25 protein-coding genes are annotated in these 22,645 nt (G+C 64.3%); 17 read left to right on the top strand and 8 right to left on the bottom strand.

Annotated features, from left to right (window positions below):
* Positions 1-194 precede the first annotated feature (194 nt).
* Entirely contained in the window at positions 195-530 is a 336-nt protein-coding gene (locus VWZ81_RS17605; protein WP_340544580.1) for a hypothetical protein, read from the bottom strand.
* Between the two features lie 235 nt (positions 531-765).
* Here VWZ81_RS17605 and VWZ81_RS17600 point away from each other — a divergent pair, with 235 nt between their 5' ends.
* A complete protein-coding gene (locus VWZ81_RS17600) occupies positions 766-1,287 on the top strand; it encodes a methylated-DNA--[protein]-cysteine S-methyltransferase (protein WP_416542519.1) in 522 nt (173 codons plus the stop codon).
* A gap of 60 nt (positions 1,288-1,347) precedes the next feature.
* On the opposite strand, the gene VWZ81_RS17595 is transcribed toward VWZ81_RS17600, so the two are convergent.
* From VWZ81_RS17595 to fsa, 5 genes are all read right to left on the bottom strand, one after another.
* Positions 1,348-2,043, bottom strand: coding sequence for a CDP-alcohol phosphatidyltransferase family protein (locus VWZ81_RS17595; protein WP_340544582.1), 696 nt, complete (start codon positions 2,041-2,043; stop codon positions 1,348-1,350).
* A 169-nt stretch (positions 2,044-2,212) separates the two neighbouring features.
* On the bottom strand, positions 2,213-2,554 hold the full coding sequence (locus tag VWZ81_RS17590; protein WP_416542518.1) for a hypothetical protein: 342 nt from the start codon (positions 2,552-2,554) through the stop codon (positions 2,213-2,215).
* A 97-nt stretch (positions 2,555-2,651) separates the two neighbouring features.
* The gene (locus tag VWZ81_RS17585) at positions 2,652-3,587 is read right to left on the bottom strand and encodes a tyrosine recombinase XerC (RefSeq protein WP_416542517.1); all 936 of its coding nucleotides are present in this window, start codon (positions 3,585-3,587) and stop codon (positions 2,652-2,654) included.
* A complete protein-coding gene (locus VWZ81_RS17580; protein ID WP_340544586.1) occupies positions 3,584-4,291 on the bottom strand; it encodes a DUF484 family protein in 708 nt (235 codons plus the stop codon). The genes VWZ81_RS17585 and VWZ81_RS17580 overlap by 4 nt, the downstream gene beginning before the upstream one ends.
* A 233-nt stretch (positions 4,292-4,524) precedes the next feature.
* Complete coding sequence (gene fsa / locus VWZ81_RS17575; RefSeq protein WP_072505527.1) at positions 4,525-5,178, bottom strand: fructose-6-phosphate aldolase; 654 nt, start codon at positions 5,176-5,178, stop codon at positions 4,525-4,527.
* 192 nt (positions 5,179-5,370) lie between these two features.
* Here fsa and VWZ81_RS17570 point away from each other — a divergent pair, with 192 nt between their 5' ends.
* Positions 5,371-7,566, top strand: coding sequence for a primosomal protein N' (locus VWZ81_RS17570; RefSeq protein WP_340544588.1), 2,196 nt, complete (start codon positions 5,371-5,373; stop codon positions 7,564-7,566).
* A 128-nt stretch (positions 7,567-7,694) separates the two neighbouring features.
* On the opposite strand, the gene VWZ81_RS17565 is transcribed toward VWZ81_RS17570, so the two are convergent.
* A complete protein-coding gene (locus tag VWZ81_RS17565; RefSeq protein ID WP_416542516.1) occupies positions 7,695-8,759 on the bottom strand; it encodes a YeeE/YedE family protein in 1,065 nt (354 codons plus the stop codon).
* 130 nt (positions 8,760-8,889) lie between these two features.
* Between VWZ81_RS17565 and VWZ81_RS17560 the strand changes: the two genes are divergently transcribed.
* The 3 genes from VWZ81_RS17560 to VWZ81_RS17550 all read left to right on the top strand — a co-directional run bounded on the left by VWZ81_RS17560 (position 8,890) and on the right by VWZ81_RS17550 (position 11,556).
* On the top strand, positions 8,890-10,125 hold the full coding sequence (locus tag VWZ81_RS17560) for an MFS transporter (RefSeq protein WP_340544592.1): 1,236 nt from the start codon (positions 8,890-8,892) through the stop codon (positions 10,123-10,125).
* Positions 10,126-10,233: 108 nt separating this feature from the next.
* Entirely contained in the window at positions 10,234-11,106 is an 873-nt protein-coding gene (locus VWZ81_RS17555) for a 50S ribosomal protein L11 methyltransferase (protein WP_416542515.1), read from the top strand.
* A 105-nt stretch (positions 11,107-11,211) separates the two neighbouring features.
* Positions 11,212-11,556, top strand: coding sequence for a hypothetical protein (locus tag VWZ81_RS17550; RefSeq protein WP_260086218.1), 345 nt, complete (start codon positions 11,212-11,214; stop codon positions 11,554-11,556).
* A gap of 206 nt (positions 11,557-11,762) precedes the next feature.
* Here the strand turns inward: VWZ81_RS17550 and VWZ81_RS17545 are convergent, their stop codons facing one another.
* Entirely contained in the window at positions 11,763-11,981 is a 219-nt protein-coding gene (locus VWZ81_RS17545) for a DUF1127 domain-containing protein (RefSeq protein WP_340544595.1), read from the bottom strand.
* 361 nt (positions 11,982-12,342) lie between these two features.
* Between VWZ81_RS17545 and ruvC the strand changes: the two genes are divergently transcribed.
* The 12 genes from ruvC to tilS all read left to right on the top strand — a co-directional run bounded on the left by ruvC (position 12,343) and on the right by tilS (position 22,618).
* Positions 12,343-12,840 carry a crossover junction endodeoxyribonuclease RuvC gene (ruvC, locus tag VWZ81_RS17540; protein ID WP_340544597.1) on the top strand — a complete coding sequence of 166 codons (498 nt, stop codon included), beginning with the start codon at positions 12,343-12,345 and terminating at the stop codon, positions 12,838-12,840.
* On the top strand, positions 12,837-13,526 hold the full coding sequence (gene ruvA / locus VWZ81_RS17535) for a Holliday junction branch migration protein RuvA (protein ID WP_416534705.1): 690 nt from the start codon (positions 12,837-12,839) through the stop codon (positions 13,524-13,526). The genes ruvC and ruvA overlap by 4 nt, the downstream gene beginning before the upstream one ends.
* 111 nt (positions 13,527-13,637) lie before the next feature.
* On the top strand, positions 13,638-14,669 hold the full coding sequence (ruvB, locus tag VWZ81_RS17530) for a Holliday junction branch migration DNA helicase RuvB (protein WP_340544600.1): 1,032 nt from the start codon (positions 13,638-13,640) through the stop codon (positions 14,667-14,669).
* Positions 14,670-14,976: 307 nt separating this feature from the next.
* Positions 14,977-15,645: a hypothetical protein gene (locus VWZ81_RS17525; protein ID WP_340544602.1), complete on the top strand. Its 669-nt coding sequence runs from the start codon at positions 14,977-14,979 to the stop codon at positions 15,643-15,645.
* Between the two features lie 40 nt (positions 15,646-15,685).
* On the top strand, positions 15,686-16,072 hold the full coding sequence (gene ybgC / locus VWZ81_RS17520; RefSeq protein ID WP_340544603.1) for a tol-pal system-associated acyl-CoA thioesterase: 387 nt from the start codon (positions 15,686-15,688) through the stop codon (positions 16,070-16,072).
* Between the two features lie 114 nt (positions 16,073-16,186).
* On the top strand, positions 16,187-16,882 hold the full coding sequence (tolQ, locus tag VWZ81_RS17515) for a protein TolQ (RefSeq protein ID WP_027247939.1): 696 nt from the start codon (positions 16,187-16,189) through the stop codon (positions 16,880-16,882).
* Positions 16,883-16,885: 3 nt separating this feature from the next.
* Complete coding sequence (gene tolR, locus VWZ81_RS17510; protein ID WP_416542514.1) at positions 16,886-17,374, top strand: protein TolR; 489 nt, start codon at positions 16,886-16,888, stop codon at positions 17,372-17,374.
* Between the two features lie 13 nt (positions 17,375-17,387).
* Positions 17,388-18,539 carry an energy transducer TonB gene (locus VWZ81_RS17505; protein WP_416542513.1) on the top strand — a complete coding sequence of 384 codons (1,152 nt, stop codon included), beginning with the start codon at positions 17,388-17,390 and terminating at the stop codon, positions 18,537-18,539.
* Positions 18,536-19,876, top strand: coding sequence for a Tol-Pal system beta propeller repeat protein TolB (tolB, locus tag VWZ81_RS17500; protein ID WP_416542512.1), 1,341 nt, complete (start codon positions 18,536-18,538; stop codon positions 19,874-19,876). The genes VWZ81_RS17505 and tolB overlap by 4 nt, the downstream gene beginning before the upstream one ends.
* A 121-nt stretch (positions 19,877-19,997) precedes the next feature.
* The gene (pal, locus tag VWZ81_RS17495; protein ID WP_340544610.1) at positions 19,998-20,507 is read left to right on the top strand and encodes a peptidoglycan-associated lipoprotein Pal; all 510 of its coding nucleotides are present in this window, start codon (positions 19,998-20,000) and stop codon (positions 20,505-20,507) included.
* Positions 20,508-20,513: 6 nt separating this feature from the next.
* Complete coding sequence (gene ybgF, locus VWZ81_RS17490; RefSeq protein ID WP_416542511.1) at positions 20,514-21,359, top strand: tol-pal system protein YbgF; 846 nt, start codon at positions 20,514-20,516, stop codon at positions 21,357-21,359.
* Between the two features lie 53 nt (positions 21,360-21,412).
* Positions 21,413-22,618 (top strand): tRNA lysidine(34) synthetase TilS, encoded by a 1,206-nt coding sequence (gene tilS, locus VWZ81_RS17485; protein WP_416537329.1) that lies wholly within the window; start codon positions 21,413-21,415, stop codon positions 22,616-22,618.
* The last annotated feature ends 27 nt before the right edge of the window (positions 22,619-22,645 follow it).

Raw genomic sequence — 22,645 nt, 5'->3', positions numbered from 1 at the left:
TGGTGATCACAGATCCCGTCAGGGATCTGCGCGCCGCCCGCTCCTAGATGGGGCGGGCGGCGCGCTTCTTTTGGACGTCCGCGACAGGGGCCCCTGTCAACAAACGCCGGGGGTTTCTATGAAATCTCTTTGTGCTGCTGTTCCGCAGTCGGCGCGGCGGGGCGTGGCTTGCCGGGGTGAACCTCCCGGATGCCTCAGCCGATCACCCGCTGGGCGGCACGATACTGGTTCTGGGCGATCACCTCGCTGACCGGAAGCGGCCCGGCGTGGTAGCCCGACTGCAGATCCTGCAGTTTCTGTTGAACCACTGAACGCAGATACTGAGTGCCTGCCATCATGCTTGCTCCTTCGCTCGGTCCGGTCAAAGCTGCCTGTGTCGATGTGGCTGCCGCTTTCTTGGCGACCGATGCGACACTCTCCAGCCCACCCGTCTGCTCACCGGGCTGGCCCGCCTGCGCGGCCTGCTGCCCATTCATATGTCCGCTCAGCATACGGTACACGCTGACATTTGATTGACCGGTGATCTGCATGGTGACTGACCTTCTTAACAACTTGAGACCCATCTTTACTAAAATTTGGCGAAATTGCATGCGCTCCTGTGGGTAGCCGACAGCGCCGAAGGCATAGGTTCCTATCCAAAAGGTTAGGATCCTGACGGCCCCGGATCGGGCATTGCCTTGACGGCGGGGGCCATCGCGCAGAGAGTCGGCGGATGGGATCAGCAGCCCCTGGTGCTGCGATCCGGGCGGCCAGCGACGTTGAGGCATGCCGCCGCAGCAAAAAGGGATCATCGTGACCGGGCAGCTCACTGCAACCGCGACACAGCATATCGCTCAGGCCGGTCTCGACACGCCGGTCGGCTGGCTTTGTGTGACCGAGCGGGACGGGGCCATTGTCCGGCTGGACTGGTCAACGGCGCCCGCCGGAGCGTCGGCTTCGGCGCTGACGGAGCGGGCGCTTGCCCAGCTGCGCGCCTATTTTGCCCATGAGCTGACGGAGTTCGACCTGCCGCTGGCGGTGGCGGGCAGCGATTTTCAGCGCCGGGTCTGTGCTGCCATGTCGGCGATTCCGCTGGGGGAGACCCGCACCTATGGTGAAATCGCGCGGGAGCTTGGCGCCGCCGCGCAGCCGGTGGGCAATGCCTGCGGAGCCAATCCGATCCCGGTGATCATCCCCTGCCACCGGGTTCTGGGCGCGGGCGGACTGGGCGGGTTCTCCGGTGCAGGCGGTGTGGAAACAAAGGTGGCCCTGCTGCGCCACGAAGGCGCGGCCGGCCTGCTGATCTGACCACAGCGGTCATTTTTTGCAAATATCGCGGGGCGGCATGCCCCCGTCAGCGGCTGAGGCTCAGGCCTCGCGCTCCGGCACGATCTGCTGCGCGATACCGACAAAGATCAGATAGATCGAAGTCAGCACCAGCCCCCAATGTGCCCAGCTCTGCGGGTGGAAATCCACCCAGGCGGCCCAACCGGCAAAGAAGGTCCAGGCCAGCGCCACCGGCAGCGACACCTTGCGCCAGCGTTCGGTGCGGACCGGGTGAATGAACTTCAGCGGCAGGAACATGGCAATCGCCAGGAGGGTGACCAGAACCAGGCTGGTCCAATGGCTCGGCTCCAGCGCAAAGATGACCAGCACCAGCATGTTCCAGCATCCCGGAAAACCGGAAAAGGAGTTGTCCTTGGTCTTCATCCGGGTGTCGGCAAAATACAAGGCACTGGCAAAGGTGATCACGATCAGCGCCATCCAGCCGGTCCAGCCTGCCATCAGGCCGGATTTGAACAGGGCAAAGGCCGGAATGAACACATAGGTGAGATAGTCGATGATCAGATCGAGCAGCACGCCGTCAAACTCCGGCGCATAGCGTTTCACCTCATAGTGGCGGGCCAGCGGCCCATCAATACCATCCACGGCAAAGGCCACGACGAGCCAGACAAACATCAGGCTCCACTTGGCATCTGCCGCAGCCAGCATGGCGAGGATTGCAAACACCGCACCGGTGGCGGTGAGCAGGTGAACGGAGAGGGCGCGAAACTGAGGTGTCATCTGCCCCTGATGGCGAATTTCCCGTTATCTCGCAAGTGGTCAATGGGAAAACGCTGCATCCATAGGCGGAAATTCAGGCCTTTGGTGTCCTCGGTGCCACCTGCTGCCACGGATCGGTTCGGCGTCCATCGCTGGCTGGCGTCCTGCTGTCGCGGCACCGCAATTGGCGTCACTCGTGGTCCGGGTTTTCCATCAGCGCCTTGCGAAACAGCGTCTCGGTCAGATTGCGGCTGTCCACCAGCTGCGGGTAGGCACTGGCCTCCGATGGTCCGGGGCTGGCGACATATTCGCCACGGGCGGCTTTCCCGGCGCGGTAGGCGGCCCATTCCTGATCGGAGATCTGGCGGTCGCCATCGCTGTCCAGATCCGCCAGCAGCTGTTCATAGAACTGGCTGAAATCCACATCACCGATATCGGAGGTCGTGGCATGGGCGGCACTGCGGTTTGCGGGACTATACGGCGCGCCAAGCGGTGCGCTTTCGGAGGTATGGCTTTGGGATACGATACTCATCACTGGGGATCCTTCTGGATTTGACGCCAGTAATTTCTCCCATGGCCGTTACCGCGGGGTTAAGGTCGCTTACGCAGATGCACCTTTTGCGCAGGTCTTACGCTTTGGGGTGGGCGCGGTTGTAGACATCCATCAGATGTGCCGTATCCACGGCCGTATAGGCCTGCGTTGTCGACAGCGAGGCATGGCCCAGCAGTTCCTGAATCGCACGCAGATCGCCGCCGGCCTCAAGCAGATGGGTGGCAAAGCTGTGACGCAGCGCATGTGGCGTGGCACTGGCAGGCAGACCCAGCTGCGCGCGGGCCTGTGCCATGGCGCTGCGGATGATACGTGCGTTCAGCGCGCCGCCGCGTACCCCGCGAAACAGCGGTGCCGCGCGCTCCTGCGGATGCGGGCAAAGCCGCAGATAGCGATCCACCGCATCCCGCGCCACGGGCAATACCGGCACGATCCGCTCCTTGCCGCCCTTGCCGGTGATCCGCAGCACCGCAGGCAGCGGCGCGTCTGCACCTGTCAGACCCAGCGCCTCCGAAATCCGCAGCCCGCAACCATAAAGCAGCGTCACCACCGCCACATCGCGGGCGGCGACCCAATCGGTGGTGGATTGATGTTCCACGGTCTCGATCACCGCGCGGGCGGCCTCCTGCGCCAGTGGGCGGGGCAGTTTCTTCTGGAATTTCGGACTGCGGGCGGACAGCACGGCGGTGGGTTCAAACCCCTGCCGTTCAGCCAGCCAGGTGTAGAAACTCTTGACCGCCGAGAGCTTGCGCGCCAGTGACCGTGCCCCGGTCCCGGTGGCGCGGGTGGCCGCCATCCAGGCGCGCATGTCGCCGGTGGAAATCTCCGCCAGCGCCCCCAGTCCCTGCGGGCCACCAAAATGCTGTGTCATGAAGGCGAGGAATTCGACCACATCGCCGCGATAGGCGGTGATGGTATTCGCCGCCGCCCCCTGTAGCGCCGCCAGACCGGCCAGCCAGTGTTCCAGCGCATCGCGGCAGGCCGGAGAGATCAGCACTGTGGCCGCTGGCGTCACGACAGCCAGTGGCGCATCGAGCGCTCAAAAACGCCGGCAAAAAACGCCAGCAGGTCAGTACCATGCTGCGGGGTGAACTGGTGCGGATCCTCGGCTCCCAGCACCAGCAGGCCGGGCAGGCGGCCTGCGCCCAGTTCCAGTTTCAGACAGGCCTCCGAGCGGATGAACTCGGCCTTTGCCCCATGGGTGCGGGGATTGCCGGATTGCATCTGGCGCAGCGTGACCTGACGGTCCGGCCCGCTCCGCTGCGGGTTGATATACTGTTCGACAAACCCCGGCTCGACCACTTTCAGCACCTGATCCATGCGCTGCACGGCGGCATCCTGTTCCGGCTGCGGCGATTCCAGCACCAGGGTGATCGAATCCACCCGCAGGATTTCCGCCAGCTCACCGCCAAGATTGCCGAGGTAGCTTTCAAAATCCGTCGGATCCAGCAGGCGCAGGACGGCACGGTGGATCTGATTGGTCCCGGCAAGGTTCTCATAAGCCGCCGCAATCACCGACCGATGGGTGTCCTCCAGCCGGTCCAGCCGGGCCTCCATCCGCTCCATCGCAATGCCGCGCAGGTCCACGATATTGGACCCCATCGCGCGCTCATTGGCGCTGACCAGCGCGCTCATCACGCTTTGGTCCTCCAACAGGGCGTCGGGTTTGGCCAGGATCGCCTGGCGCAGGGTATCTTCCAGTTCTGCCGTCGTGCTCATGCTCTGCTCTTTTTGACCTCTGATGGGTTTTGCCGGTGTTATAACACGGGTTTCACGCAGGGGTGGCAAAATTTTGGACACCCTTTGCAAAACCCTGCCGATGGAACGCCTCAGATACAGGTCGCCCTGCGATCGCCCGCACGGGCCAGCGGCACAAAGAAAAAGGGGCCGCCCGTCAGGCCGCCCCTTGCTGTCTCTAACGTGTCGTGGCCGTCTATCGACGGTCCCCGGCCTTACAGGATCTTGATGTTCGCAGCCTTGATATCGGCGAGGAAGGCATCCAGACCCTTGTCGGTCAGCGGATGGTTGATCATGCCCTTGATCACGGCGGGCGGTGCGGTGATCACATCGGCGCCGATGCGCGCGCTTTCCAGCACGTGGTTGGCGCTGCGGATGGAGGCCGCAAGGATCTCGGTCTCAAAGCCGTAGTTGTCATAGATGGTGCGGATATCCGCGATCAGATCCATGCCATCGAGGTTGATATCGTCCAGACGGCCGATGAAGGGCGAGATGAAGGTCGCGCCAGCCTTGGCCGCCAGCAGCGCCTGATTGGCCGAGAAGCACAGGGTCACATTCACCATATGGCCATCGTCGGTCAGGGTTTTGCAGGCCTTCAGACCGTCCCAGGTCAGCGGCACTTTCACAGCGATGTTTTCGGCGATCTCAACCAGCTTGCGGCCTTCGGCGATCATGGTCTCGGCATCTGTTGCGGTCACCTCGGCAGAGACCGGACCATCGACCAGATCACAGATTTCCTTGGTCACTTCGATGATGTCACGACCGGATTTCTTGATCAGCGAGGGGTTGGTGGTCACACCATCCACCATGCCCAGATCATTCAGCTCGGCAATGGCGTCGATTTCAGCGGTGTCTACGAAGAATTTCATCGGCTAGGGTCCTCTGGATGGGTTGGCCTTGATTGCGCTAGCCTTTACCTGATGGGGCGGGCTTTAAAAACCCCCCGTAACGCCCGGATCGAGCTGAGCAGCAGGCCCGGGCTCAGGCACCAAGGCCGGGGCAGAACCAGCAGGGCGGGGAAACACCCGGCCCCGGCGGATGGGCAGAAGAGGCAGAAACGCGTGCAGGAGCAGGCATTTTTTCACCAAGGCGACCGGGTTGGCGTCCTGACGACACAGCCGCTGGACCGCGTCCTTGACTATCGCGCGCCCGAGGGCGGCTGCCATCTCGGCGCCTATGTCGAGGTGCCGCTCGGCCCGCGCCGTGTGCTCGGGGTGATCTGGGGGCCGGGGGCGGGCGATTTCGATTCGGCCAAGCTGCGCCCGGTGAACAGGGTGCTGGATGTGGCCCCGATGCGCGATGAAATGCGCCAGTTCCTCGCCAAATCCGCCGATTACACGCTGACGCCGCTGCCCGCGATGCTGCGGCTCGCGACCCGCGCACCGGGCCTCTCGGATCCCGTTTCCATGCGCAAGGTGCTGCGCCCCACCGGCCAGATGCCCGACCGCATGACCGATGCCCGCGAACGGGTACTCTCGGCGGTGGCGGAATACGGCGGCCTGGCCTTCACGGCGAAGGAACTCGCGGATCTTGCCGGGGTCACAACCTCGGTGGTCAAGGGGCTGGTGAAACAGGGCGCCCTGCGCGAAGAGGACGCGCCGCGTGATCTGCCCTATCCGCGCCTCGACCCGGACCTGCCCGGCAAGACCCTGACCGACGATCAGGCCGCCGCCGCCGCCACACTTGGCGAGGGGGTCGCCAGTGGCCGCTACGGCACCACACTGCTGAAGGGCGTCACCGGCTCCGGCAAGACCGAGGTTTATCTGGAGGCGGTCGCCGCAACCTTGCGCGCAGGGCGCCAGGCGCTGGTGCTCTTGCCGGAAATCGCCCTGACGGCAGAATTTCTGAAACGGGTCGAGCAGCGCTTTGGTGCGACGCCCGCCGAATGGCACTCGGGCGCGACGATGACCGAACGTCGCCGGGTCTGGCGCATGGTCGGGCAGGGCAAGGCGCAGCTGGTGATCGGCGCGCGCTCGGCGCTGTTTCTGCCCTATCAGAACCTCGGCCTCATCATTGTGGATGAGGAACATGACACCTCTTACAAACAGGACGAAGGTGTCTGTTATAATGCCCGCGACATGGCGGTGCTGCGCGCGGCCATGTGTTCGGCGCAGGTGGTGCTCGCGTCGGCCACGCCCTCGCTGGAGACCTGGGCCAATGCCGAGGCAGGCAAATACAGCCGTCTGGATCTCACCTCTCGTTTTGGCGCCTCGGTGCTGCCAGAGATGCGCGCGATCGACATGAGGGCGGAAAAACTGCCCGCCTCGACCTGGATCTCACCAACACTGAAACAGGCAATGACAGCCCGCATGGAACGCGGCGAACAATCGCTCCTGTTCCTCAACCGCCGTGGCTTTGCACCGGTCACCATCTGCCGCGCCTGCGGCGGCCATGTGACCTGCGACCACTGCGATTCCCGCATGGTTGAACACCGTTTCATGAAGCGGCTGATGTGCCACCAATGCGGCGAGACCAAACCCGTACCGGACGCCTGCCCGACCTGTCAGGTCGAGGGCAAGATGGCCCCCGTCGGCCCCGGTATCGAGCGGCTGGGCGAAGAAACCGCCGCGCTGTTCCCCGAAGCGAGGATCGCGGTCCTGTCCTCCGATCTCTTCGCCTCGGCCCGCGCCCTGAAGCAACGGATCGAGGAGATCGCCGCAGGGGAGGCCGATATCATCCTCGGCACCCAACTGGTGGCCAAGGGGCATAACTTCCCGCTGCTCACACTGGTCGGCGTGATTGACGCGGATCTTGGCCTGCAAGGGTCGGATCTGCGCGCGGCGGAGCGAACGTTCCAGCTGATGCGGCAGGTCGCGGGGCGGGCCGGGCGCGCCGACAGGCCGGGCGAGGCGCTGATGCAGACCTTCCAGCCCGAACACCCGGTCATCCGCGCGATCCTCTCCGGCGATGAGGAAGCCTTCTGGAAGGCCGAAGCGGCCGAACGTCACGCCGCAGGCGTACCGCCTTATGGGCGGATGGCGGGCATCATCCTGTCGGGGCCGGATCTGCCTGCGGTGATGGATCTTGGCCTGACACTGGCGCGCAATGACATGCCACTGCGCCAGATCGGCGCGCAGGTTTTTGGTCCGGCACCGGCGCCCATAGCGCGGATCCGCGGCCGCCACCGGGTGCGCCTGCTTGTGAAGGCCGACAAGGGGACGCCGCTACAGGATGCAATCGCCCGCTGGATTGGTCCGATACGTCTCAAGGCGGATCTGCGTCTCTCCGTCGATATCGACCCGCAGAATTTCTTCTGAGGAATCCGATGGGGGCGCTGCCCCCGGCCTGCGGCCTCCCCCGGGATATTTCCGGCCAGAAGATATCTGCGGCTTGTCATCTTCTGGCGTCAAATATCCCGGAGCGCGAGGCAGCGCCTCGCATGTGGTCAGGCCAGCGCCGATATCCGCCGCTGATCGGTCAGCACATCGGTCAGCACCGCCCCGACCCACATGGAAAACAGCGCAAGCCAGGCGGTGCCCGCAAAGATCGATCCGCCGGTGACACCCGCACCGATGGCGCAGCCACCTGCCAACATGCCGCCAAAGCCCATCAGGGCCGCGCCAATCATCGCCCGGCGCATCGTGGCAGCGTCGTCAAACGCCTGCAGGCGCATCTCTCCACCAACGGCAGCCGCCAGCATCGCGCCGCCAAAGACCCCTGCAACCAGCCCGATATCGAACTCCAGAACCGAGGCGCGATCGAGGAAAAACATCAGCATCCGTGCCGAGGGGCCGGTGAAGGTCGCGCTTTCGATCTGCACCGGATCAAAGGCCACCTGTGCAAGCGCCGAGGTCAGCGCCCAGCCAAGCGCCACCGCAAAGCCGACCCCGGAGGCAAAGATCAGCCGACCCGCGCCGATGCGGTTCTGTGCGGATAAACCCAGCGCAAGGAGTGCCGTTAGCAGGCCGATGACCAGCCCGGACCACTCCGGCAGACCGGCTGCGGTCAGCAGATCCAGATTGCGCCCGCCGGAGGTGATCCACAGCCCGGCCAGATAATCCCTCAGGGGTGCCAGATGCCCGGAAAGGCTCATCTGGGCGGTCACGGCAAAGATCAGCCCCGACACCACCGAGCGCAGGTTTCCGCTCGCGGCCAGCACCAGCAGCCGACCCGAACAGCCCCGCGCCAGCACCATGCCGATGCCAAAGATCAGCCCGCCGATGATGGCGCCGGACCAGCTGCCCGGCACCGCCATCATCCGCGCCTCATCGGTATTGATCCAGCCCAGCAGCCGACCAGCCTGCACCCAGACCAGCGCGGTCGAAAACGTCAGCAGCCAGACCGAGACCCGGTCCCCCATCCGGCCCCGGGCAAATTCCACCGTGGCGGCCCGCAGGCAGAACCGTGAGCGCTGCGCGGCCACGCCAAAGATGCCACCGGTCAAAGCCCCGAGCAGGGCCGCCGCGCCGGGTTCGCCAACCCATTCGACAAATCCGATAAATCCGTCCACCCGCAGCCACCTTTCATGAAATTCCGCTTTGTGAATATGATTTCCGATACACTCGTGCATTGATGCAGATCAGATGTGCGGGCGGCTTTTTTTCTCGCCAGCGGCAGCCGATCGGCGTAGAGCCGTGGGCATGTTCAAACCTGTCCCCACCGAAGCTGCGGCGTCCCTGCCGCTCTGGCGCCGCCCCACGACCTTGCTGTTTGTGATGGCGCTGACCATGCCGATTGCCTTCAACACCTGGAGCGCGCTGCTCAACAACTTTGTGATCGAGGCCGCGAATTTCGACGGGGCTGACATCGGCCTGCTGCATACGGTGCGCGAGATTCCGGGGTTTCTCGCCATCGGGGTGATCGCGGTGATCTTGTTTGTGCGCGAACAGGTGCTGGGGCTGGTCTCGTTGATGATGCTGGGGCTGGCGACCGCCGTCACGGCGTGGTTTCCCAGCCTTGGCGGGCTGCTGACCATCACGCTGCTCAGCTCGATCGGGTTTCATTACTATGAGACGGTGAATCAGTCGCTACAGTTGCAATGGCTGCCCAAGCTGCGGGCGCCACAGATCCTGGGCTGGCTGGTGGCGGCGGGATCCGCGGCAACGCTGGTGGTCTACAGCCTGATTGCCCTGCTGTGGGAGCCGCTGGGCCTGACCTATAATATCGTCTTCCTGCTGGCGGGGGGCACCACCACTGCGATGGCGCTGTTCTGCCTGCTGGCCTATCCGCAATTCGACGCGCCGCATCCGCAGACCAAACGCCTGATCCTGCGCCGCCGCTACTGGCTCTACTATGCGTTGCAGTTCATGGCCGGGGCGCGGCGGCAGATCTTTGTGGTTTTTGCCGGCTTCATGATGGTGGAGAAATTCGGCTTTGCCGTGCATGAGCTGACCAGCCTCTATCTGATCAACCTGGTGGTCAATATGATTGCGGCACCGCTGCTGGGGCGCGCTGTCGCCCGCTTCGGCGAGCGCCGCACGCTGATTTTTGAATACACCGGGCTGGCGCTGGTCTTTGCCGCCTATGGCGGGCTCTACTGGTTCAGCTGGGGCGTGGTTCTGGCGGGGGTGCTTTACGTTGTAGACCATATCCTGTTTGGGCTGGCGCTGGCGCTGAAGACCTATTTCCAGAAGATCGCCGACCCGTCAGATATTGCGCCGACCGCTGCGGTGGCCTTTACCATCAACCATATCGCCGCGGTGGTGCTGCCAGTGACGCTGGGGTTGCTCTGGGTGGTGTCTCCTGCTGCGGTCTTTGCGCTGGCGGCTGGGATGGCGATGATCTCGCTGATGCTGTCGCTGCTGATCCCGCGCCATCCCGAACCCGGCAATGAGACGATCTTTGCCAAGTGGCAGGGCACCGCCCCGGCAGAATGACACGCGCGGCCCGCGCCCCAGTCCCAAAGCGGGGCGGGCAGGGTCACGGCTCTTGACCTGCGCCGCCGACGGGCCTAGGCGCTGTGCAACCATTGCCCGGAGACCGCCATGCCCACCTTTACCGCCCTCACCACCCTGACTGGAAAAGCCCCCGCCGAAGCGCTTGGCGAGGCGATGGAGCGCCTGATCCCGGAACCCACCGGTCTGGGCGTGTTCGAGGTCGAGGACGGCTCCGGCCTGTGGGAGGTCGGCGGCTATTTCACCGAGACCCCGGATGAGGCCGGTCTGGCGCTGCTGGCGACCATGTTCGATGCCCAGCCTTTTGTGATCTCTGAACTGCCCGAGACCGATTGGGTCGCCCATGTGCGGCGCGAACTGGCGCCGGTGGAAGCGGGCCGTTTCTTCGTCTACGGCAGCCATGATGCCGACAAGCTGCCCGCTGATCGCATTCCGCTTCTGATTGAGGCGGCGATGGCCTTCGGCACTGGCCATCACGGCACCACCCTTGGCTGCCTGAAGGCGCTGGACAAGCTGATCGACGACGGCTTCGTCGCCGGGAAAGTCGCCGATATCGGCTGTGGCACGGCGGTGCTGGCGATGGCTGCGGCGCGCGTCTGGGATGGGCAGATCCTGGCCAGCGACATTGATCAGGTCGCCGTGGACGTTGCCGAGGCCAATCTGAAGGCCAATGACATGGAAGGCCGTGTGCAATGTCTGGAAGCCGCCGGTTTCGACGCCCCGGCACTGGCCGAGGCGGCCCCTTACGATCTCATCTTCGCCAATATCCTGAAAGGCCCTCTGGTTGCATTGGCCCCGGATGTGGCCGGCCATCTGCGCGGCGGTGGCTATGCGATTCTCTCCGGTTTGCTGAACGAACAGGCCGATGAGGTGCAGGGCGTTTATGCACAGAACGGCATCAATCTTGTGGAACGCACCGAGATTGGTGACTGGACGACGCTGCTTTTGCAGAAAAAGGGCTGAATCGTTCAAGTTTGTTGAGCATTTTAATGACCCGCCCCAAAATGGTCCCATTCCCTACCTAAACATTAATATGTGGATGGTGGGAGCCATTGCAGGGTTTTGGTTATGGGTGAACACAGTAACAATTTCTATGCTCGGCTTGACCGGCTGGAACGCAAACACGGGGCCATGGCGCGCGGCTATACTGCCAAAGTGCGCGCGGATGGGTTGATCGTGGTGGCGCCGCGACGGGTGCAGTCGCGGATCTCCGGCCGATCATTGATCCTGTTTGTCGCGGCGTTTCTGCTGTTCAAGGGCTTCTTGATGGCAGCGCTGGGATTTGGCAGCTACGACTATCGTGTCGACCAGCTGCGGGCGGGAACGGGGCTGGAAAAAGCCGGTGCATTTGTCATGCAGCGGGATCCAGTGTCACAGTTCCTGGCCGAGAAGATCGGACCTGTGCTGCGGTAGAGGGACAGGCTGGCGGGCCATGTGTCGGGCGCTGGGGGGCATCCGACACAATCCGGCCGCGCGGTCATGTCCGACGCAGCAGGGTTACGCCTCGGCATCGACGTGCAGACCAAAGCAACCAGAAAACGCCGCACTCCATCAGGAGGCGGCGTTTTTCATGTCTCTCGGATGATAGGCTCTGGATGATCCAGACCGAGGTGCCAACCTCAGAAGACCGGCTTGCCCTCGGCAACGCGATCGATATCCGCGCGGGACAGGCCGATATCGGCCAGTTCGCGGTCGCTCAGCTGACCCAGGGTCTGGCGGGTGGCGCGCGCGTCGTTCCAGTCGATAGCCGCGCCCAGAAGGCCGGTGATCATGGCGCTGAAGCGGCCAAACAGGCTGCTGGTGCCATAGGTGGTGCGGGTGGTGTCAAATGCAGCCATGTCCTCGTCCTTTCGGAGGTTGAATTGAACTCTTCGCCCTGTGGCGATGGACGGCACTTAGTCATCTGCATGACGGCTGACAATCGCTGAAATTGCATGTGTCATATGCGCTTTTTGCATGGCTTATGATCCATAAAAACAAGGGAAAAGGCCGAGTTTTTACCTCTTGGACAGGAATGTCGGTTTCCCCGCCGGAGAGGGTCGTTTTCGGAACAGGATTCACGTGTTTTTGCGCCACAGGTGCCGCGCGGCATCCCCGCAGGGCACATCGCACAGGCCTGTAAAGCAATTGGACATGTTCGCCTTTTGTGCTAATCCTGAGCAAAATCAGACCTCCACACCGGGCAGGGATAGGGCAGACATGCGAATATTGGGCATTGATCCGGGGTTGCGAAACCTCGGTTGGGGGGTGATCGAATCACGCGGCACCCGTCTCAGCCATATCGCCAACGGCGTCTGCACCTCCGATGGCGATGATCTGGGCGAACGGCTGCTGTCGCTCCACAATCAGGTCATCGAGGTGATCGCGGCCTACCGCCCCGATCAGGCCGCCATCGAACAGACCTTCGTGAACAAGGATGGTGCCGGCACGCTGAAACTGGGCCAGGCGCGGGGCGTCGCCCTGATGACATTGGCGCAGGCCGGTCTTCCGGTGGGTGAATATGCCCCCAACCGGGTGAAGAAAACCGTGGTCGGGGTCGGTCATGCGGCTAAGGAACAGATCCTGCATATGGTCAAACTGCAACTGCCCGGCTGCCTGCCCAAGAACGCCGATGCAGCGGATGCTCTGGCCATTGCCATCTGTCATGCGTTTTATGGGGGCACGCAACAACGCCAGCTGAAGGAGAAGCGCGCGTGATCGGAAAACTCACCGGGCGTCTGGAGTACCGCAGCAGCGATCACGTGCTGATTGATGTGCGCGGCGTCGGCTATATCGTCTATTGCTCCGACCGCACCATGGCCGCACTGCCGGGCGTCGGCGAGGCGGTCGCGCTCTATACCGATATGGTGGTGCGTGAGGACCTGATGCAGCTCTATGGCTTCCCTTCGCTGGTTGAAAAGGAATGGCATCGCCTGCTGACCTCAGTGCAGGGGGTGGGGGCGAAAGTCTCGCTTGCCATTCTCGGCGCGCTTGGCCCCGATGGGGTCAGCCGCGCGATCGCGCTGGGGGATTGGGCGGCGGTGAAGGCCGCCAAAGGGGTCGGCCCCAAGACCGCGCAGCGCATTGTGCTGGATCTCAAAGACAAGGCGCCGGGTGTCATGGCGATGGGTGGCACCGTCGTCGACGCCATGGATGGGCCGGGGCTGGATGTGGTCGAACCCGCCGAGCCGGTGAGCACGGCCAGGAAACCCCGCAAAGCGCCACCCAAGGCCCCCTCCGGTGCCGCAGCTGCTTCTGCGGGGGCGCTCTCTGCGCTTGGCAATCTGGGCTATGGTCCCTCCGATGCCGCCGCCGCCGTGGCCGAGGCGGCCGCCACCTATCCAGACGCCAATGAGGCCGAGCTGATCCGCGCCGCCCTGCGGCTGCTGGCACCGAAAGGCTGATGGTGTGAGAGTATTGAAAAAAATAGGACAGTGCCCGTCTGCGGGCGGACGGGCACTGCCCGGCCTGCCGATCGGAGTAGGGTTTAAAGAAACCAGATTGGAGTCATCAGAATGATTGACGCCGATCCCACCCTGCGTCCCGCGCCTCTGCCCGAAGACAGCGCCGCCGAAAACGACCGCGCCCTGCGCCCGCAGGGGCTGGGCGAATTCATCGGTCAGGCCGAAGCCCGCGCCAATCTGCGTGTGTTTATCGAAAGTGCGCGCCGCCGCGGCGAGGCGATGGACCACACGCTGTTTCATGGCCCCCCCGGTTTGGGCAAGACCACCCTGGCGCAGATCGTCGCCCGCGAACTGGGCGTCAACTTCCGCATGACCTCCGGGCCGGTTCTGGCCAAGGCGGGCGATCTGGCAGCGATCCTGACCAATCTGGAATCCCGCGACGTGCTGTTCATCGACGAGATCCACCGGCTGAACCCGGCGGTGGAAGAGGTGCTCTACCCCGCGATGGAGGATTTCGAGCTGGATCTGGTGATCGGCGAAGGCCCGGCGGCGCGCACCGTGCGGATCGAGCTGCAGCCCTTTACCCTGGTTGGGGCCACCACCCGCATGGGCCTGTTGACCACGCCACTCAGGGACCGGTTTGGCATTCCAACCCGGTTGCAATTCTACACCATCGACGAGCTCTTTGAGATCGTCAGTCGCAACGCCCGCAAGCTGGGCGCCCCCGCAGATGACGACGGCGCCCGTGAGATCGCGCGGCGCGCCCGCGGCACCCCCAGGATCGCCGGCCGGCTCCTGCGCCGCGTCGTGGACTTCGCGGTTGTCGAGGGCGATGGCACCATCACCCGGGAACTGGCCGATGGTGCGCTGACGCGGCTGGGGGTGGATCAGCTGGGTCTGGATGGCGCGGATCGCCGCTATCTGCGGATGATTGCCGAGAATTATGGCGGTGGTCCGGTCGGGATCGAGACCATGTCGGCGGCCCTGAGCGAAAGCCGTGATGCGCTGGAGGAGGTGATCGAGCCCTATCTGTTGCAGCAGGGTCTGATCCAGCGCACGCCGCGCGGGCGGATGCTGGCGCATAAGGCCTGGACCCACCTTGGGCTGACGCCGCCACGGGGGCAGGGCGACCTGTTGCTATAGCGGCTCATCTGCCGCGCAGGCGCGTCAGTGCTGTCGCGGATTGGCGTCAAAACAGTCTGAAAGTGTTAAAATGGGTTTGAAGAATTGGACTCAATTTTAGCGTATGTTTCGCGTGCGAAACATTTGGTCACGCCTGCTGACCTAAGTGCCAAGGCCTGAATGAAGCGCCGCGCCAGACGCGGCGCTGCCTCCGGCGGGGATATTTTGGGCCAGAAGATGCACAGTGATACCCGGTTGCAACCCTTGCCGTTGATCCCGTGAGCGGGCATTAAGCCCATTCAAGACCGCAGTCCGACTAGAGAGCCGCATGATGACCCCAGCCGAGATCGAAGCCCTGTTTACCCGTGCCGATGGCTCTTATGCCTTTGCCCGTTGGGGGCGGCCGATTGCGCCGATCGTCTTTGGCGTGGAGGACAGCACGCTGGCGACCGTCAAGGGGGCGATCGAGGCGGTGGTGACCCTTGCAGGGCATCAGATGGCGGAGACCGATCCCGAGCTGGGCTCCAACCTCATGGTGTTTTTCTTTCGCGACTGGGACGAGCTGATGGGGGTGCCGGATCTGGACCGGCTGATCCCGGGGCTTGATCCGCTGCTTGAGCGGCTGAAGGCGGCGGATGCCAGCCAGTACCGCGCCTTCCGCTTTGACGATCAGGGGGCCATTCAGGCCTGTTTCGTTTTTCTGCGCATGGGCGGCGCGATGGCAAAGCTGCCTGCCGAAACGCTCGCCCTGACGCAGGCGGTGCAGGCGATCCTGATGTGGGGCGACAGCGCTTTTGCCAAGACCTCGCCGCTGGCGGTGCTGCCGGAGACGGGCGCCACCATTCTGCGCCCGGATATCGCCGGGGTGATTGCGGCGGCCTATGATCGGATGATGCCGCTTGCGGCATCCGACAGCGCCCATGCGCTGCGGCTCTTTGCCCGGCTGCAGGCACCGATTGAACCCTCGGCCGACGCCTCTGGTCAGGCCAGCCACTGAGCCGCGCGCCAGCGCAAAACGGGGCAGGAGGCCCGGCAGAATGATCCATCGCTTTCCGGTTCGGGTATATTACGAAGACACCGACATGGGCGGGATTGTCTATCACGCCAATTACCTGCGGTTTATCGAGCGGGCGCGCAGTGACTGGGTGCGCAACCTCGGCAATGATCAGAACGCCATGCGCGAGGCAGGGCTGATCTGGGTGGTGCGGCGGATCGAGGCGGATTACCTCGCCCCTGCCAAATTCGACGAAGAGCTGCGGATCGAGACCGAGGTGCAGAAGGTCACCCCTGCGCGGCTCACCATGTCGCAGCGGGTGTTTCGCGGCGAGACGGAGCTGTTTCGCGCCATCGTTACGGTGGTTTGCGTCAATGCCGGGACCGGCGCGCCGATCCGCCTGCCGGCAGAGATTCGCGCATTGCTGTAACAATTCCTGCTGTCACGGCTGTTTCATTGGCTTTTGACCTTGAACTGCGATAGCCTTTTGCCAAATGAAAGCCGGAAAACGGCTGGAAAACGGCCAAAAACATAGAGCAGGTCCATGGAAGCAGAAACTCTGGCGTTGGCGCAGGAGATTGATTTCTCCATGTGGGGGCTATTCGCGCGGGCGACCCTGACGGTCAAATTGGTGATGCTGATGCTGGTTGTCGCCTCCGTTTGGTCCTGGGCGATCATCCTGCAGAAACTCATCAACTATCGTCTGGCCCGTCGGGAGGCGGCGGAGTTCGACCGTGCCTTCTGGTCCGGTGAGCCGCTGGATGGTCTGTTTGACCAGATCGGCCCGCAGCCCAAGGGGCAGTCGCAGCGGATCTTTGCCGCCGGGATGACCGAATGGCGGCGCAGTCATCGCACCGACGGGGCGCTGATTGCGGGTGCGCAGGCACGGATCGAGCGGTCGATGGATGTGGCGATCGCCAAGGAAAGCGAACATGTGCAGAGTGGTCTGTCGATCCTGGCCACTGTTGGGTCCACCGCACCGTTTGTCGGGCTGTTCGGCACCGTCTGGGGCATCATGACCGCCTTTATCGAGATCGCAGAGCAGCAGAATACCAACCTCGCCGTTGTGGCGCCGGGCATTGCCGAGGCGCTGATGGCGACGGGTCTGGGGCTGCTGGCTGCGATTCCTGCGGTGATTTTCTACAACAAGCTGAGCGCGGACAGCGACCGGATCATCGGCAGCTACGAAGCCTTTGCCGATGAGTTTTCCACCATCCTCAGCCGCCAGCTGGATTCCTGATCCATGGGCGCCTCGGTTCAACCCAATGCCGCCAACGGGCGCCGCCGGGGACGGCGGCGCAGCCGTGCGCGGCCGATGGCGGAAATCAACGTCACGCCCTTTGTCGATGTGATGCTGGTGCTGCTGATCATCTTTATGGTGGCGGCCCCGCTGATGACGGTGGGCGTGCCGGTGGAGCTGCCAAAGACCGCCGCAGGCGCGCTGCCCGGCGATGAGGAAGAGCCGCTGACCGTGACCATGACCGCCAGCGGCGAGATCCAGATCCAGACCACTGCCGTGGCCCCGGATGAGCTGATCGCCAAACTGCGCGCTATCGCGGCGGAGCGGACCTCCGATCAGGTGTTCCTGCGTGCGGATGGGGCTATCCCCTATGAGGCGGTGATGCAGGTGATGGGGGCGCTGAATGCCGGTGGGTTTTCCAGCGTTGGTCTGGTGACCGATGTGGGTGGTCCAACCCTTGATGGGCGGTCTGTCGAAGACAGCGGGCAATAGGCGGGGCACGGGTGTGCAGACCGGAACCAAGATCTCTGTTGCAGGCCATGCGCTGCTGGCGGGCTGGGTCGTTTTCGGCGCCTGGTTCCCGTCCGAGCCGCTGCCGATGGCGGTGCAGGATGTGTCGATCATCTCGACCGAGGAATTCGCCCGGCTGAGCCAGCAGCGCGCCGCGCCAGTGGTGGCCGATACCGCCGGCGATCTGACCCAGCCTGAGCCTGAGCCTGCACCGCAGGTCACGCCACCGCCGGAGCCGGAGCCCGAACCGCAGATCAGCCAGCCTGAGCCGGTGACCCCGCCCGAGCCTGACACCGAACTGGCCGAGCGCCCGGAGCCGCAGCCGGTTGAGCCGACACCGCCGGTGGCCGCGCCCGCGCCGCCCGACGTGCCGGACACGACGACGGTGACACCGCAGCTGGCCGAGCGCCCGCAGCTGCGCCCGCTGGATCGCGTCGCCCCGACCCCGGTGGCACCACCGGAGCCGGACACCCGGATTGATGATGTGGCCCAGCCAGAGGTCTCCGATGAGGTTGGTTCCGAGCCTGCCCAGGAGTCCCAGCAGGCCACGGCAGAGGCGGCGGCCAACGACCGGATCGTGACCGAGGAGGTCGAGGCGCAGACCGAACAGGTGGCCAGCGCTGCACCTGCGCAGTCACTGCGGCCCCGGACCCGGCCAGCGCGGCCGACGCGGCCGGAGCCTGTCGCACAGCCCGAACCGGAACCTGCCACGACTGAGCCGGCCGAGCCTGACCCCATGCCGGATCGCTCTGATGCGGTGGAGGATGCGCTGGCCGCAGCCCTTGCCGGTGGTGGTGAGGTGGCAGCGCCGGAACCCTCGGGCCCGCCGCTGACCAGTGGCGAAAAGGATGCGCTGCGGGTGGCCGTGCAGCAATGCTGGAACGTCGGCTCGCTGTCATCGGAGGCGCTGCGCACCACCGTGGTGGTCTCGGTCGCGCTGACACCGGACGGCCGGCCCGAGGAGGGCAGTATTCGGATGCTTTCCAGCACCGGCGGATCGGGGGCTGCGGCCAATCAGGCCTTTGGCGCGGCGCGGCGGGCGATTCTGCGCTGCGGTGCGCGTGGTTTCCAACTTCCGTCTGACAAATATGCGCAATGGCGTAATATCGAAATGACCTTCAATCCCGAAAGGATGCGGATCAAATGAGGACATATCTGGCAACGCTCGTGATGAGCGCGACCCTGCTGGGGGCGGCGGTGATGGCACCGGTTTTGCCTGCGCAGGCACAGGATGGCCCGCTGAGGATCGAAATCACCGACGGGGTGATCGAACCCTTGCCCTATGCGGTGCCCGGCTTTGTGCCGGAAACCCCTGCCGCCGCCGAACTGGCGCGTGAGATTTCGCGGGTGATTGCCGCGGATCTGAGCGGCACCGGCCTGTTTCGTGAAGTCCCGGCCTCGGCCCATATTGCCAAGGTCACCGATTTCGATGCGGCGATCGGCTATGCCGACTGGAAAGCGGTGAATGCACAGGCGCTGATCACCGGCGCTCTCAGCGTGAATGGCAACCGGCTGACGGTTCGGTTCCGGGGCTATGACGTCTTTGCCGAAAAGGAGCTGGGCACCGGTCTGCAGTTTTCCGGCACCACCGACGGCTGGCGGCGCATGGCCCATAAGGTGGCGGATGTGATCTACAGCCGCATCACCGGCGAAAGCGGGTATTTCGACAGCCGGGTGGTGTTTGTTTCCGAAAGCGGGCCAAAGGACGACCGGCGCAAGCGGCTGGCGGTGATGGATTACGATGGCGCCAATGTGCAATATCTGACCAACAGCGCCTCCATCGTGCTGGCGCCGCGGTTCTCACCCACCGGCGACCGGGTGCTCTACACCAGCTACGAGAGCGGCTTTCCGCAGATCCATGTGCTGGATGTGGGCAGCGTGCAGCGTCGGGTGCTGTCGGCGGACAATGGCATCATGAGCTTTGCGCCGCGCTTTGCGCCGGATGGGCGCACCGTGGTCTACTCGCAGTCGCAGGGCGGCAATACCGATATCTTCACCATGGATATCGACACCGGCACCCGGACCCGGCTGACCAGTGCGCCGTCGATCGAAACCGCCCCGTCGTTTTCCCCCGATGGCAGCCAGATCGTCTTTGAAAGCGACCGTTCCGGCGCGCCGCAGCTCTATGTGATGGCGGCAACCGGCGGCGAGGCCCGGCGGATCAGTTTTGGCGCGGGGCGCTACGGCACTCCGGTGTGGTCGCCGCGCGGTGACATGATCGCCTTTACCAAGCAGAACAAGGGCCGGTTCCATATCGGCGTGATGCGGACCGATGGCAGCGAGGAACGCCTGCTGACGGCCTCCTTCCTAGATGAGGGGCCGACCTGGTCCCCGAATGGCCGGGTGATCATGTTTACCCGTGAAACCCAAGGGGCCAGCGGCCGGGCGCTGCTCTATTCGGTGGATGTATCGGGGCGCAACCTGAAACCGGTCCGCACCCCCGATGGCGCGTCGGATCCGGCGTGGTCGCCCTTGCAGAACTGAAGTGTCGCGCGCCTGCCATAATGGTCCGGCGCGCGCCCTGTTAACAAAGACCAAAGTGGCAGCGGCATCGGGCCTGTGGTAAATCTGGTGCAACAATTGGAAATGGGACGAGGCGGATATCATGAGCGGTTTGACAAAAGCAGTGCTGGTGGCAGCGGCGTTGGGGCTGAGCGCCTGTACGGGCAACCCCTGGGATGATGCAGCCGGGGCCGGTGGGCCTGGTGCAGGGGCCGGGGCGGGCGCTGCGGGGCAGCTGGATCCCAGCAGCCCGGCCTACTTCCAGCAGACGGTCGGCGACCGGGTGCTGTTTGCGGTCGATCAATCGACCCTGTCACCTGCCGCTCAGAGCGTTCTGCAGGGGCAGGCGCGCTGGCTGACGGCCAACCCGGATTATGTGGTCACAATCGAAGGCCACGCCGATGAGCAGGGCACCCGCGAATATAACCTTGCACTGGGTGCGCGCCGGGCCAATGCTGCCCGCGAATACCTGATTTCCCAAGGGGTTGCGGGCGGTCGTCTGCAGGTTGTCAGCTTTGGCAAGGAGCGCCCGCTGGAGATCTGCTCGAACGAGGCCTGCTACACCAAGAACCGTCGCGCGGTCACCGTGCTGGCGGGTGGCCTGACGGGGTAAGTGACCATGCGACTGCGTCCTCTTGCGATTGCCGCCCTTGCGCTGACCCTGGCTGTGCCGCCGCTTGCCGTCCGGGCGCAGGACCAACAGACCCTTGCCGATATCCGGCAGGAACTCACCGTGCTGCACGTCGAAATCCAGCGGTTGAAGCGGGAAATGTCGACCACCGGCAGCCCGCAGACCAATGTCGCGGGCGACAGTGTGCTGGACCGCGTCAGCGCCATCGAGGCGGAGCTGCAGCGGCTGACCGCGCAGACCGAACAGCTCTCCTACCGGATCGATCAGGTGGTGCAGGATGGCACCAACCGGATTGGTGACCTGGAGTTCCGTCTGGTGGAACTGGAAGGCGGCGATGTCTCGAAACTGGGGCAAACCAGCACGCTGGGCGGCGGTGAGCTGCCCGCCGCCGGGGCACCTGCGCTGCCCGCCACGCCGCCGGGCACTTCGGTCGATACGACGTCGGAGCTGGCGGTGGGCGAGCAGACGGATTTCGACGCCGCCAAGGCCGCGCTGGACAGCGGCGCCTATCAGGAGGCTGCGGAGAAATTCGCGGCGTTCACACTGGCTTATCCCGGCAGCCCGCTGGCCGCAGCGGTGGAATACAATCGCGGCAAGGCGCTGGACGGGCTGGGTGACACCCGCGAGGCCGCGCGGGCCTATCTGGCGTCATTCTCCGGCAACTCCTCAGGAGAGACCGCGCCGAAGGCATTGTACGAACTGGGCGCGGCACTGGGGCGGCTGGGTCAGACCAGCCAGGCCTGCGTGACCCTGGCAGAGGTCGGCAGCCGCTTTCCCGGTGCAGCCGAAACCGCCGCAGCGGAGGCGGAACGCGCAAAACTGGCCTGCAATTGACGCGCAGGGACCGGGATATCCTTGCCATTGTGCAGGAGCAGTTCCGGTCTGCCTTGCCCGAACGGCTGGGCGTTGCGGTGTCAGGCGGCGGCGACTCGATGGCGCTGATGTATGCGCTGCATGAGTGTTTTGCCGATCTGGGCGTGGAAATCTGTGTCGCAACTGTTGATCACGGGCTGCGCGCGAGCTCGGGCGAGGAGGCGCAGATGGTGGCGGATGTGGCTGCCAAACTGGGTCTGGCGCATGATATCCTGCAATGGGTTGACCGGCCTTCTGCGCAGCAGGCGGGCAATCTTCAGGAGCAGGCCCGCAACGCGCGCTATACGCTGCTGACCGCATGGGCGCAGTTGAATGACATCCCGGTGGTTGCATTGGGGCATACGGCCGATGATCAGGCCGAAACGCTGCTGATGCGGCTGGGGCGGTCGTCGGGGGTGTCCGGTCTGGCTGCGATGCCGCGCAGCCGCGCGATCGAGGGGATCACCCTGCTGCGGCCGCTTCTGGAGGTGACGCGCGAAGAGCTGCGTGGCTACCTGCGGGAGCGGGGAGGGCAGTGGGTTGAGGACCCCAGCAACGAGGATCTGCGTTTCGAGCGGGTGCGGGTGCGTCAGGCGATGGATGCGCTGGCGCCGCTGGGGCTGACCGTGCAGCGGCTGGCCGCCGTTGCCCGCAATATGGGCGCCGCCCGCGAAGCGCTGGACTGGTATACGTTCCTGGCCGCCCGCGACATGGCCGAGGTGCGCGATGGCGCGATTGTCATCGACCAGCGCCAGTTTCGTACGCTGCCGGACGAAATTGCCCACCGGCTGCTGGTGCGATCCGTGCAATGGGTCAGCGGGGCGGTGCATCCGCCACGGCGTGAGCCGATGGTGCAGGCCCGCGAGGCGGTGCGTCGTGGCGGATCCTTCACATTGGGGGGCTGCCGGATGATCACCCGCAAACAGCGCACATGGGTCTGCCGCGAATATAACCCGGTGGCCGATGAGATGACCCGGCCCGGTCGGCTCTGGGACGGGCGCTGGCGGGTTTTTGGCGGCGAGGTGAAGGACCATGAGGTGCGCGCCCTGGGCTCTGACGGCCTGCAGCACTGTCCCGACTGGCGCAGTGCCGAGGTTCCGGGCGAGGTGCTTCATGCCACGCCGGCCGTGTGGCGGGGGGGGGAGCTGGTTGCCGCCCCATTGGCAGGATTTGGCAACGGATGGTCCGCAGAACTGGTTCAGAACAGCGAAGAGTTCTTCACAGCTCTTTTATCGCATTGAACCTCACTGAAGTATCCCTATTTTAGA

The sequence above is a fragment of the Phaeobacter sp. JH20_34 genome (genome assembly GCF_048056095.1).
Classification (GTDB): Bacteria; Pseudomonadota; Alphaproteobacteria; order Rhodobacterales; family Rhodobacteraceae; genus Phaeobacter; species Phaeobacter bryozoorum.
The sequence above is the reverse complement of the archived record's forward strand: the minus strand, read 5'-3'. Positions and strand labels throughout refer to the sequence as shown.

What these genes read in the sequence shown, in the direction of transcription:
- VWZ81_RS17605 (WP_340544580.1), bottom strand. Translation starts at nt 530, where the DNA reads ATGCAGATCACCGGTCAATCAAATGTCAGCGTGTACCGTATGCTGAGC.
- VWZ81_RS17600 (WP_416542519.1), top strand. Translation starts at nt 766, where the DNA reads ATGCCGCCGCAGCAAAAAGGGATCATCGTGACCGGGCAGCTCACTGCA.
- VWZ81_RS17595 (WP_340544582.1), bottom strand. Translation starts at nt 2,043, where the DNA reads ATGACACCTCAGTTTCGCGCCCTCTCCGTTCACCTGCTCACCGCCACC.
- VWZ81_RS17590 (WP_416542518.1), bottom strand. Translation starts at nt 2,554, where the DNA reads ATGAGTATCGTATCCCAAAGCCATACCTCCGAAAGCGCACCGCTTGGC.
- VWZ81_RS17580 (WP_340544586.1), bottom strand. Translation starts at nt 4,291, where the DNA reads ATGAGCACGACGGCAGAACTGGAAGATACCCTGCGCCAGGCGATCCTG.
- fsa (WP_072505527.1), bottom strand. Translation starts at nt 5,178, where the DNA reads ATGAAATTCTTCGTAGACACCGCTGAAATCGACGCCATTGCCGAGCTG.
- VWZ81_RS17560 (WP_340544592.1), top strand. Translation starts at nt 8,890, where the DNA reads ATGTTCAAACCTGTCCCCACCGAAGCTGCGGCGTCCCTGCCGCTCTGG.
- VWZ81_RS17555 (WP_416542515.1), top strand. Translation starts at nt 10,234, where the DNA reads ATGCCCACCTTTACCGCCCTCACCACCCTGACTGGAAAAGCCCCCGCC.
- VWZ81_RS17550 (WP_260086218.1), top strand. Translation starts at nt 11,212, where the DNA reads ATGGGTGAACACAGTAACAATTTCTATGCTCGGCTTGACCGGCTGGAA.
- VWZ81_RS17545 (WP_340544595.1), bottom strand. Translation starts at nt 11,981, where the DNA reads ATGGCTGCATTTGACACCACCCGCACCACCTATGGCACCAGCAGCCTG.
- ruvC (WP_340544597.1), top strand. Translation starts at nt 12,343, where the DNA reads ATGCGAATATTGGGCATTGATCCGGGGTTGCGAAACCTCGGTTGGGGG.
- ruvB (WP_340544600.1), top strand. Translation starts at nt 13,638, where the DNA reads ATGATTGACGCCGATCCCACCCTGCGTCCCGCGCCTCTGCCCGAAGAC.
- VWZ81_RS17525 (WP_340544602.1), top strand. Translation starts at nt 14,977, where the DNA reads ATGATGACCCCAGCCGAGATCGAAGCCCTGTTTACCCGTGCCGATGGC.
- ybgC (WP_340544603.1), top strand. Translation starts at nt 15,686, where the DNA reads ATGATCCATCGCTTTCCGGTTCGGGTATATTACGAAGACACCGACATG.
- tolQ (WP_027247939.1), top strand. Translation starts at nt 16,187, where the DNA reads ATGGAAGCAGAAACTCTGGCGTTGGCGCAGGAGATTGATTTCTCCATG.
- tolR (WP_416542514.1), top strand. Translation starts at nt 16,886, where the DNA reads ATGGGCGCCTCGGTTCAACCCAATGCCGCCAACGGGCGCCGCCGGGGA.
- tolB (WP_416542512.1), top strand. Translation starts at nt 18,536, where the DNA reads ATGAGGACATATCTGGCAACGCTCGTGATGAGCGCGACCCTGCTGGGG.
- pal (WP_340544610.1), top strand. Translation starts at nt 19,998, where the DNA reads ATGAGCGGTTTGACAAAAGCAGTGCTGGTGGCAGCGGCGTTGGGGCTG.
- ybgF (WP_416542511.1), top strand. Translation starts at nt 20,514, where the DNA reads ATGCGACTGCGTCCTCTTGCGATTGCCGCCCTTGCGCTGACCCTGGCT.